Raw genomic sequence first — 11546 nt, 5'->3', positions numbered from 1 at the left:
CATAATGATCTGAACTCATTTCATTTAATCGTTAAATCCATATTAAGGGTTATGAAATCCTGCGAATAAGCGAGTATTCGTGAGAAAATCGTATTAAACTGAGGGAGTTCAATAAAGGCATAAAAAATTTCAAAAAAAAAGACCCATCGATTTAGGAAAATCAAGGGTCTTATCAAAATACATAATAATAATCTAATTATGAGCCTTTTCAAGAAATAGTCTTACACCAAAACCAATCAGTATTGTCCCCGTGATTCCTTCAATAATATTTTGTGTTTTAGGTTTTTTCATAAAAGCACTAATATGATTAATTAAATATACATAAAGAAAAGACCATAGGGCAGTCATTACAGTATAAGTGGTACCCATTATAACAAACGGTAAAAAAGTATTGGTTCCAGGGTCAACGAATTGAGGGAAAAAGGTTAAGAATAAAATAGCAACTTTGGGATTCAGGAGATTTGTAAGGAACCCTTGTTTAAAACAAGATGTGCTTACCATCTTGCTTTTTGTATTCATCTCAACGCTTGCTGCTACTTCCTTTTTCTTTAAAGACCATAATGTCTTAACACCCAGATAAATTAAATAAACAGCCCCCACATATTTAAAGACAGAAAATAATAACGCTGATTTCACAATGATGGCTGAAAGACCTAATACAGCAGCAGAAGTATGGATAAGAAGGGCACAACAAATACCTAAACCTGTTTTAAAACCTCCGATTTTCCCAGCGGTAACAGTATTTTTTGTAGCTATTGCAGTATCGGGACCAGGTAAAATGATAAAAAAAATACACATAAGGACAAACATATAAAAGTTTTCCATTTTAGTATCTCCTTTCTGCTTTTGATAAGGTTTGAATATGTGATTCTTACACATTATTATATATAAAGCGTGTTATTTATTGAACATAAATCTTTTTTTCATTGATTTCCTTGTTAAACTAACGGTCAGTTATATACAGTATCAGCAATAATTCCCTGGAATAGTGCACCTTTTATCTTTGTTTATATGTATCCATAGATAAGCGTTTAAGGACTTGACTTGGAGCCTCCGTGGGTATGATTTGTCTTGAAAGGCTGAAGCAGTTGTTTCATCAGGCAGCCAAGCCTATCATACCCACCCCTCCAAATAAAGTCCTATGTTTGTTAACGTTGAAAACTATAAATACTTACTGAAGATAATAAGTAAACAAAGTTAGAAAATACGCTATTTTTGTTTCGTTATTTACGATAAATACGGTTAAAAATGATACTGTATATAAGGGTGCTTTACTTGAATAAGAACAACATAAGAATTCAAAACCAGGTGAAAGAATTCATGAGTGGCAAAAATGGTTTTGTTTATGTCTTCTTGCAAATACTTTTAAAAAATGTTAAACTTTAGAAGAATTATTTTTGTTCGGTGTAAAGGATAGTATAAGATTAACTTTTCGTCTTGATGATCACTGAGTGCAAGGATAGTAACACTTTGTGTGCAAAGCACACAGCAGGAGGAAACAAAATGGAACAAGGTAAAGTAAAATGGTTTAACGCAGAAAAAGGTTTCGGATTTATCGAACGTGAAGGTGGAGAAGACGTATTCGTTCATTTCTCAGCTATCCAAGGCGAAGGTTTTAAATCTTTAGACGAAGGTCAAGCAGTTACTTTTGACGTTGAGCAAGGTCAACGTGGAGCTCAAGCAGCTAACGTGCGTAAAGCTGCATAATAAGAACAAACTAAAGCAGGCTCTTTATAGAGTCTGTTTTTTTATTTCTTCTTTTAAAAACAAGCAACCCCACTCACGAATGAGTAGGGCACATGTAAACAAGTAAATCAAATGGTAAACACAGTGTATCACATAATGACGAATTCTCCTAATTACAATTTTAAAGTGCTTTTGTAGAGAGTGGCTAAAACTGTGAAGTTTTGTACTTAAACTAATGGGTGCGATTGCTAAAAAAGCAGTCGCTTTCTCACTAACGGTCAGGTTAGCTTAAGAAGGAGAGTCAGCCGAAACGTAGAACTTATTATCAATATGTTTTAAGATTGTGGTGATTTTAATGACAGGAAAGAAACGTAAACGAATCAAAATTGGGGATGTATATGCTATTCCTTTACCTAATGGTAAATATGCTTTTGGTAGAATATTTAAAGATGCTGGCATAGGTATTTATAAATATATCGGAGAAAGTATTGAAGATATTCCAAAGGTTGAGGAGTACCAATTTATTGTTGGTGTATATGAATATGTTCTAAAATCAGGAGATTGGACAGTTGTAGAATATCGCCCTTTTAAAAGTGATGATGAAGCATTTCCACCTCCTTCCTGTATCATTGATAGTATCTCAGGTGAATATTCCATTTACCATAAAGGGGAAATCCGAAGTGCAACTAAATTGGAATGTGAAAAATTAGAAGTAGCGGCAGTTTGGGCGGATAATCACATCATTGATAGGATTATGGGAGATGATAAGTGGCTCAAAGATGATGAAAAATAATTTTCCTTGTTCCACTAACGGGGGCAAGAGTTAAAGATGGAGATCGCTGCTGCGGTCTTTTTTTTTTGTTGTGCTAACTGTGCAGTTTAGTGGAATAAACAAAAACCATCCTTTATTATTAGGGGATGGTTTTCAAAGACTGTTATTTATGATTTTCTTAATAATACCTCCAAATGCTATCCCAGGAAAAACAAACAACATTGGAAGCCAAACAGGACCCAATAATACTCCAAATATCACTAAGTTTGATGAAAAAATCAAGCCAACTGTTACAAAAAATGCAGTGAATACATACGGAAGGAAAGAAATAGGGTCTTTACCTCCACCAGCATCTTTAACGGCATCCCACATTGAAAAAAAGTACAAACAAGGATAAAACATCAGCCACTGATAATTCGTATGTTTTATGGCATCACTAATTTCTCCGTGAAAACTCATAAGTATAATCTGATTGAAATTGGATTGTATATTAATCAGAAATTCAAGTACCAAAAATACCGTGCCTTTAAAATATTTTTCGTTTAAATACTGACCAAATCCAGGAAGTGCGATACTCCATATTAGTTTTTCAATTATATTTTTATTCATTGAACATACAAGCAACTGATTATTCTATATTTCTTTTGCAATTTCTTTTCTATTAGGAGCAAGAGGGGGCTGTTCTAACCATTTATTTTGCACCATTAAGTTATACCATTTTTTTGTAACCATTAAATTTTTTAGAATAGTCCCTTCATAAATTGTTACGAGGTCTGCTCGCATAGATGATGCTAATCCTGCCCCATGATAGTTTTGTCCAGCTTGGAACAAGAAACCAATATGATACAACATTAACTTATCGGAAAAGGGGGAATCAGTTGAAGTTGTCACTTCTGTTTCCCAGGATTTCGGAACTGGTAAATTATCCGTTTGCATTATTTTTGAAAATGTTTTTATTTGACCATCAGCCGTTTTCTCGGAATCGGTTAAAAACTTCCTTACTTCTTTTAATTGGGCAACTTGACTGAATGCGATAGAAAGGGTTTTAGTCATAATGCTCTTTTTAAGGTTGAAAGAAATACTAATGATTTCTGTCGCTGATAATGTTCTACCCTTTCCAAAAAATCCATCTGTGAAATCTTGGCTGGAAATATATTCAGGGTTTTTAGCTGGGTAAAATAAAGGGTCTCTTTGAAAACTTCCTTTCTCAAGCAATAACTCAATGGTTTGATGATACATCTTTTTCGCATCGTTATCGCATGAATCGTAAAAGTCCCTTAAGTCTTTTCTAACAGAAACGGCTAATGCAGTGCTGTGTCCCAGCAATCCATGTAAGGTCATAATATGTAAATAATTCAGACAGAATATATCCGTGAATAACCTCTGTTTACCTTTAAAGAGGTCAGACTCATTAAATCCAATAGGAACAGGAAATCCCTCATTCTCGATAAAGGCTACGATTTGCTTTTTTTGTTTTTCAAATGTAATAATAGCTTCCTCAAATATAGCTTTTATCGGCTCGTCTTCAATAATAGAAACCATATATTTATTTACCATATCTACCGCCGTGCCGTTCACATACTCTCCCCATAGTGTTCCTATTTCGGAAGATGTGAGTTTTAATTTATTCTCATCCACATTATCACCTCTAGGATATTATTTACCAATTTAGTAAGTGATATGAATTTTTATGGATGTTATTTGCTTGTCCGTCAACAAACCCAATTGTGAAAAATTTCACTTAAAGTAACGGGTGCTTTACTTCAATAGGGAGTAAAGCTTTTTTCTTCTTCAACTAAATGGCAGTTTAGTTGTAGAAGGAAATAGTTTTTATTACGTCGAATTTTAGAGGTAATAGGCTTGTGATGCCTTTTACTAATTAAGATTGTTAATTTAGTCAAATGGAGGGTCATAAATGTTTCCAATAGGTGAACAACCTAATTTTATTAAAGATTAAATGACTTTGAAGTGCTACCAAGTGAGGTTGCTCTACAAGGAAAAACTAAAAATCTTGAACGATTGAGTGATATTTCAAATATTGAAAAGTTATGGTTGTTTACTGTTAATCAAGCTCAGTTTGATTTTATCCTTAGCTGCGTAAGACCTAAAATAATTTATATTTATGAAATTAAAGTAGAAGACCTATCTTCGCTAGAGCTCCTTTCAGATATAGTAGAAATCCATTTGTGTTGGAATACTAAGGCAACAAAGCTGTGGGATTTGAATAAAAATAATCAGCTAAAATATTTGTCAATTGAGGACTTCAAGAAATTAAATGACTTCTATCCTATGCAAAATTGCCAATCCCTTGAGAAATTAGAGTTATCAGGTGGTATATGGAATACCCTGAATATTGATACTCTTGAACCCCTTAAGAAATTGACCAATCTTAAGTATTTAACTTTATATAACATACGAATAAAAAATGAATCGCTTGTACCACTCACGAGTTTAAGTAATCTATTGGAACTAAAAATATCAAATCAACTTCCTACGGAAGAATATGCAAGGTTATCAGTTGCCCTCCCTGATACTAAATGTGATCTCTTTGAGCCTTATGTAAAAGTAGACAATCCAATAGAAGGTAAAGATATAATGGTAATTGGTAAACGAAAACCTTTCTTAAATTCAACTACCGATTCAACAAAGTTGAGAAAATATGAGGAACAGTTTAGGGAGTTTCAAGATAAATATAAATATCAATACGAAAAATAATGGGTTACTTCAAAAAAGAAAAGTACCCTTTTTCATTTATGCTAAAGGGTTCAGGCTAATGAAATGAACATAATAAGATTGTGAAATATTATACTTAAACTATCGGGTGCTTATGTTTAACAAAGGGTTGCGGTGGCAGCTCTTTTTTCTTGTTCCACTAACGGGCAGGTTAGCTTAAGAAGGTGTTCCCTTATCTTAAGGCATAAGAATACTAATAAATTCAAATAATATTATTAATGTATATCGTATTGGGAAGTGATTAAAATTCATATAGCAATAGCAATATGGGCTATTTTGGCTGCTATGTATTGGGGGGATTGGAAAAATTTCAAACATTACTATCCAACGATAATTTTCGTTATTGCTGGCGATTTTTTATATAAAATCTTTGCACTTAATAATTATCATTTATGGAAAATCCAAAAAGACTATATTATAAATCATATTACGACTACCTTTTGTACGTTTTAATAACCTTTTCATTGTCCACTTTTATCTTCTTATCAACTTATCCCACCCCATTAAAAAAACAAATAGTTCATATTTTGAAATGGGTCTTTATTTATAGTGTAGTCGAATGGATTGGTTGGAAATTTGGGCGGATTACTTATTATAACGGGTGGAGTATTTGGTGGTCGATTTTTTTTAACGTCAATATGTTTATAATGATGCGAATTCATTATGTTAATTTCTTGTGGGCTATTACATTAAGTATTTTATTTACATTTTTTTACTTGTTTGCCTTCAATTATATATAAAATCGAACATAGAAATTCTTTGAATAAAGAGTAAAGCACTTTTTCTTATTGAAGTAACGGATGCAGGTTAGTTCAATAAAAAATAAACGCCAATTGAACCCTTTGGCGTTTCCTTTTATTGAAGAATCACTAATTTCTTTGAGCTAGTGTACCTAAGTTTCCTCGGCACGATATATAAATTTTAAAAGCATATATCTCAAAAAAATTCCAATCAGTATTCCGATGGGTAATGACAACATTGGTAACCAAATAGGTCCGAGTAACATTCCGTTTACTTTAAATGTTGCTGAGTAAATAAGCCCTACTGTAACTAAATAGGCGGAAAACACAAACGGAAGAAACGCTAAGGATGCTTTTTTACCGTTTGCATCACTGTAAGCATCCCAAATCGCAAAAAAATAAAGACAAGGATAAAACATCAACCATTGGTAATTCGTTTGTCCAATTGCTTTTTCAATTTCCCCATGAAAACTCAGAATAATTACATCATTAAAGTTGGATTGGACATTGATCAATATTTCTAATCCGATGAAAAGTAATCCCTTAAAAAATTTCTTGTTCAGAATTTGGGCAAACCCAGGTAAAGCAATACTCCAAAGGATTTTTTCAAGCTCATCTTTTGTTATCATTATTATTCACTTCTATCACTTTTCTTTTACTATTATGTATCTATTTGGAATGGGGTAGTTATTCCATCCCTCCATCTAAATTTCTTCATCGAATTTTTCATGCAAATTTATTTTCCTTAATACAGTATTTAAATATTCTAGCTAAAGGAAAAATATTATTTTCTATAACAATTAACGAGGTAAAGTATATAAATTTTTAGGATATTGTATTCTTTGTAGAGCAAAATAAAGAAGAAAAAATATAGGAGGAATGCAGAATGCCTGAGAGACCTGCAATAACGGCATCCGAACTTGGAGTTCTATGGCTTACATACCAAGAGAAAACGATGATTTTGCGAATACTAGAATACTTTATTGAAAAAGCTGATGACGAAAAAGCCAAAAAAATCATGACTGATGTATACAATGAAATCGACATTTATGTTGGCAAAATAACAAACATTTTCAAAAGTGAAGGGGCTGTAATCCCAGTGGGGTTTACTACTGAAGATGTTAACAAAGATGTGCCTAAGTTATATGATAATGGTTTTGACATCATGTTTGTACGGTTACTAAAAGAAATTAGTATGGGGTTGCATACACTAAATATAAACATGGTATATCGTGAAGATATTGTCATGCTTTTTAAGGAACTTACCGCCATTACCCAAGCATATTACAATTCTTGTACACAATATTTGATTGAAAAAGGGATGCTGGCTAGGGCTCCATATGTTTCTATGCCCAACTCGGTTGAGTTTGTTAAAGAAACAAACTATTTGGGTGGACTTAATCCATTTACTAAAATTGGTAACAAGAGAACCTTAAATACGATAGAGGTTGCTTATATTTTTCATGGTATTGAATCAAATGTGACTGGGTTACAAATGATTACTGGTTTTGCTCAATGTGCCAATAAATCAGAAGTGAAAAAATTTTTTACAAAAGGTGCAGAACTCGCAAAAAGTATTATTAAAGAGATGAGTGAAACTTTTCTCGAAGAAAATATCCAAATACCTGCTCCCTCGGGCGGAAATGCGACGCGTTCAACAGTTCCTCCGTTTTCCGATAAGCTCATGATGTATTGTACCAGTATGTTTTGTAGTTTTTCTATGGGAGGCAATGCCGTAGGAACTGCTTTTAGTTTACGGAACGATTTGGCAGCAAAAAATACTGCTTTTACTAAAGATATTTTCGAATATGCCCATGAAGGTGCAAAGATTATGATTAATAACGGATGGATGGAAGAACCGCCTCAAATGGTAGAACGAAAAGAAATAATTAAAAAATAAAAAGTTATGGAAAAGTCATGAATTGCTCATGACCTTCATGCAAATAATATCTAAGTTTCTTCTTCAACTAAAGGGTGCGATGCTTTGACAAGGCATCGCCTATTTTGGTTTGATTAACGAAGCAGATTGTGAAGTGTTGTACTTAAAGTAACGGGTGCTTTACTTTAACAGGGTAAAGCCTTTTTCTTATTCAAGTAACGGGCAGGATTGTTTAATAAGGATAGTGAATTAGGTAAAAAGAAAATAGAATTAAGTTCGTTGGAGAGTGTATCTGTGGAAATTAATACCTTGGTAGAAAAATGTATAAAATCAGCAATTGAATATGGTGTAGCTGCATTTGAGGTTGTCGAAAATTCAAGAAAGACAAATCGTTTATACGATAAGAATTTCAAAAACTTTAAAACATTAAAAAGTCTTGGAAGCAATGGGATTGTTGAATTAGAAAAGTTGCTTGAACACTCAAATGACTATGTTAAATATTGTTCTGCCACACATTTACTTTCGGTAAAAGAAGTAAAGGCGAAAGATGTACTAAAACGATTAGTCAGTAAACCTCAACTTTTTGGCTTTGATGTTGAAATGTTAATAATTGAGTGGGATAAAGGAAATTTAAAGGATTATCTTAGCTAGGTGTTATTGTACTATCCTGAAAATAGTAATGGGTAAAGGGCATTTTTGGCAATACGAAACTAAACCCTGTAAGATCGATTTTTTTTAAAAGATCTGGGGTTCTAATTTTAACTATATTTTTATGACCATAGCTATGCTATTGCTTCAACTGTTACTTTACAACCAAGAGTCTCTAACCGTTTGATAGATTGTTTGATCACGATTTCTTTCTTTCGTCGGTCAAAGTAATCTGCGCCCAACTCAATATAGGGTTCTCTTCTCTTTAACATGTGATATGCAATTGTTAATATGGTATGTCCAACCGCAACTGCTGCACGTTTTTTACCAATTCGTGCCGCCAAACGTTGGTATTGGGAAGATAGGTATGTGTTTTTTGTTTTAGCTGCTGAATGTGCTGCTTCAACGAGTGCTGATCGCAATTTTTTATTACCTTTTCTCGTTTTTCCGGACTTTTTTTTTCCGGCACTTTCATTATTACCTGGAACCATACCTGCCCACGAACATAAATGAGAAGCGGAAGGAAACTGGTTTGAAATCTCCATGCCAATTCCTATTTCAGCCAAAAGCTGTTCGGCGTGACTTCTACCGATTCCAGGGATAGAATCAAGCAATTCAATATCTTCTTCATAAGGTTGCATACGTCGCTGGACTTCCTCACTTAGCAGTTCAATCTGTTGATCCATAAAGTTAATGTGTGAGAGTTGAGTTTTTAACATCATTTTTTGATGGGGTCCAATGGATCCTTTTAACGCACGTTCTAAATCATCCTTTTTATTCTTCAATCTTCTTTTTGCCAGGCTTGATAATGTTTGTGGATCATTTACACCGTTGATAATCGCTTCAATTATTGCTCGACCGGAGACACCCATAATGTCAGTCGCAACCGAAGAAAGTTTAATATTAGCACCTTCCAGCACCTTTTGGATTCTACTAATCTCCCTAGCCCGTTCTTCAATGAGACTGCGGCGGTATCGAACTAACTCACGCAGTTCTCTTTGTTCCCGATTAGGGATATAACTATGTTGAAGAAGACCATGGCGCAACAATTTCGCAATCCATTCTGCATCTTTTACATCGGTTTTACGTCCTGGAACAGCCTTGATATGAGCCGCATTTACAACCATCGGTTTTATTTCTTCTAGTTCTAGTAAATTGTAAATTGGTTTCCAATACACACCTGTACTTTCCATGGCAACATGAGTACACTGTTTGCTTTTAATCCAATCCACTAATTGGAAAAGGTCAAGTGTCATCGTACCAAATGTTTCGATTTCTTTTCCTTTTGGAGTAATCGCGCAAGCGGTAATACTCTTTTTGTGAACATCAAGTCCACAACGGTGTTTAAATACAACATCCATTATAAAACCCTTCCTTGGCTGAAATAAATTAAGGCTGGTGCAACAACCATATAAGATTAATCTATCCTGCGTGCTTCTCATTCGAGAGCAACAATTTGTGGTGCACCTGGTCGTAGTGAATCAGTCTACCATGCGGGCTTAAAAGCACCATAGTTGATCGACCTTCCTTCGCCAGCCATATTATCAGGATTGACAGGAGGAAGGGGAGCTAGACTAGTATAAAAACATTTTCATTTATTTGATGGTGCCGCGAAAGCGGCATGGTTGTCTACCATGAAAATTAACATCTTTAACTCAGTGAAAAAAGGCAATACTAAAGAGGACGCAGCTCATTTATTTTTTAAAAAAGGGGAGAGCGCCAGATTCATTGATCTATGGTTTAAAAAGTGACTGATTAAGATGCTTTAGGTTCTTCTAACGTAACGGTGTATCCTAAACTTTCGAGTCGTCTCAGTGAATGCCGAACGATAGATTGTTGTCTCTGTTTATCAAAGTAGTCTTCGCCTAAGTCTACATACATTTCTTTCCGTGTTAAGAGATAATAAGAGATACGTAACATGGCATGTGCGACCACTATTCCGGCTCGCTTTTTGCCTTTTCGTGATGCTGTTCGTCGATACAGTGCTCCGAGATAGTTCTTCGAACCTTTTACTGAATGAGCTGCTTCAGTTAATGCTGATCTCAAATACTTATTTCCTTTTTTGGTTTTAGCTGATTTTCTTTTTCCGGCACTCTCGTTTTGTCCAGGAACCAAACCTGCCCAGGAACACATATGGGCTGCAGTGGGGAATTGTTTCTTCACATCAGTCCCAATTTCGGATAGAATTTGCTCAGCCATTCTGGTCGCTATACCTGGAATCGAATCCAATCGTGATACATCTTCTTGATGAGAGCTGACTCTGTCCGCAACTTCCTTATCAAGCATCTCGATTTGCTCAGTAAGAAAATCAATATGACCTAAAATGGTTTTTAACATGAGGCGTTGATGTGAATTGATATAGCCTTTTAGGGCGAGTTCCAGTTCTTCTTTCTTTTTCTTCATGCTGCGTCGAGCGAAGTTTGCTAGTTTTTCAGGGTCCTCTTCACCATCGGCAATGGCATCAAGCATATCTCGTGCTGAAACACCCACCACATCTGAAACCACAGATCCCAACTTAATGTTCGCGCCTTCTAACACTTTTTGGATTCGATTATGTTGTCTGGCACGCTCCTCGATAATACTTCGACGATATCTAACGAGTTCACGCAATTCACGTTGATTTCGGTCAGGGATATAACTGGCTTTAAGTAGACCATGGCGAAGAAGTTTGGCGATCCATTCTGCATCCTTCACATCTGTCTTTCGTCCTGGAACTGCCTTCATATGTTGGGCGTTCACCACTAAAAACTCAATATCCTCAGCTTCTAGTAAGTTCACAATAGGCTTCCAATAAACACTCGTGCTCTCCATGGCGACATGGGTACAATTATGTTGTTTAATCCAATCAATCAATTGTAATAGAAATACCGTTTTAGTAGAAAACGTTTGAATCTCCTTTCCTTCAGTTGTCATAATACAGGCAGTAATGTTGTCCTTATGGACATCCATACCACACGCTCTTTCAATGATTACATCCATTGAAAACTTCCTTTCTACGGCTATCATTATATTAGAGGCTGGTGCAACAACCAGAATTAGGATTAATCTACTATGAGTGCTTCCCGTAAGGGAGCGACAGTCAGTGGTG

At 34.9% G+C, this 11546-nt stretch carries 11 protein-coding genes; 5 read left to right on the top strand and 6 right to left on the bottom strand.

Annotated features, from left to right (window positions below; genetic code table 11):
• Window positions 1–192 precede the first annotated feature (192 nt).
• Window positions 193–825: a LysE family translocator gene (locus J7E77_RS08625; protein WP_214713512.1), complete on the bottom strand. Its 633-nt coding sequence runs from the start codon at window positions 823–825 to the stop codon at window positions 193–195.
• A 678-nt stretch (window positions 826–1503) separates the two neighbouring features.
• On the opposite strand from J7E77_RS08625, the gene J7E77_RS08620 reads away from it, so the two are divergent.
• Both J7E77_RS08620 and J7E77_RS08615 read left to right on the top strand, forming a co-directional pair.
• A complete protein-coding gene (locus J7E77_RS08620; protein WP_214713511.1) occupies window positions 1504–1707 on the top strand; it encodes a cold-shock protein in 204 nt (67 codons plus the stop codon).
• Window positions 1708–2041: 334 nt separating this feature from the next.
• Entirely contained in the window at window positions 2042–2479 is a 438-nt protein-coding gene (locus J7E77_RS08615) for an Imm26 family immunity protein (protein ID WP_214713510.1), read from the top strand.
• Window positions 2480–2611: 132 nt separating this feature from the next.
• Here the strand turns inward: J7E77_RS08615 and J7E77_RS08610 are convergent, their stop codons facing one another.
• Window positions 2612–3067 carry a hypothetical protein gene (locus J7E77_RS08610; protein WP_214713509.1) on the bottom strand — a complete coding sequence of 152 codons (456 nt, stop codon included), beginning with the start codon at window positions 3065–3067 and terminating at the stop codon, window positions 2612–2614.
• Window positions 3068–3091: 24 nt separating this feature from the next.
• Complete coding sequence (locus J7E77_RS08605) at window positions 3092–4096, bottom strand: DUF3231 family protein (RefSeq protein ID WP_214713508.1); 1005 nt, start codon at window positions 4094–4096, stop codon at window positions 3092–3094.
• Window positions 4097–4426: 330 nt separating this feature from the next.
• Here J7E77_RS08605 and J7E77_RS08600 point away from each other — a divergent pair, with 330 nt between their 5' ends.
• The gene (locus tag J7E77_RS08600; protein ID WP_308160472.1) at window positions 4427–5173 is read left to right on the top strand and encodes a leucine-rich repeat domain-containing protein; all 747 of its coding nucleotides are present in this window, start codon (window positions 4427–4429) and stop codon (window positions 5171–5173) included.
• A 910-nt stretch (window positions 5174–6083) separates the two neighbouring features.
• On the opposite strand, the gene J7E77_RS08595 is transcribed toward J7E77_RS08600, so the two are convergent.
• Window positions 6084–6560 (bottom strand): hypothetical protein, encoded by a 477-nt coding sequence (locus tag J7E77_RS08595; protein ID WP_214713507.1) that lies wholly within the window; start codon window positions 6558–6560, stop codon window positions 6084–6086.
• A gap of 257 nt (window positions 6561–6817) precedes the next feature.
• Here J7E77_RS08595 and J7E77_RS08590 point away from each other — a divergent pair, with 257 nt between their 5' ends.
• Together J7E77_RS08590 and J7E77_RS08585 are read left to right on the top strand one after the other, a co-directional pair.
• Window positions 6818–7831: a DUF3231 family protein gene (locus tag J7E77_RS08590; RefSeq protein WP_214713506.1), complete on the top strand. Its 1014-nt coding sequence runs from the start codon at window positions 6818–6820 to the stop codon at window positions 7829–7831.
• Between the two features lie 273 nt (window positions 7832–8104).
• Window positions 8105–8461, top strand: coding sequence for a DUF2019 domain-containing protein (locus J7E77_RS08585; RefSeq protein ID WP_214713505.1), 357 nt, complete (start codon window positions 8105–8107; stop codon window positions 8459–8461).
• 131 nt (window positions 8462–8592) lie between these two features.
• On the opposite strand, the gene J7E77_RS08580 is transcribed toward J7E77_RS08585, so the two are convergent.
• Together J7E77_RS08580 and J7E77_RS08575 are read right to left on the bottom strand one after the other, a co-directional pair.
• Window positions 8593–9819 (bottom strand): IS110 family RNA-guided transposase, encoded by a 1227-nt coding sequence (locus tag J7E77_RS08580; RefSeq protein ID WP_214713504.1) that lies wholly within the window; start codon window positions 9817–9819, stop codon window positions 8593–8595.
• 394 nt (window positions 9820–10213) lie between these two features.
• Window positions 10214–11437 carry an IS110 family RNA-guided transposase gene (locus J7E77_RS08575; protein ID WP_214713503.1) on the bottom strand — a complete coding sequence of 408 codons (1224 nt, stop codon included), beginning with the start codon at window positions 11435–11437 and terminating at the stop codon, window positions 10214–10216.
• Between the last annotated feature and the right edge of the window lie 109 nt (window positions 11438–11546).

Source organism: Bacillus sp. ISL-77, from assembly GCF_018613105.1.
This window is presented reverse-complemented; position numbering and strand designations above follow the sequence as displayed.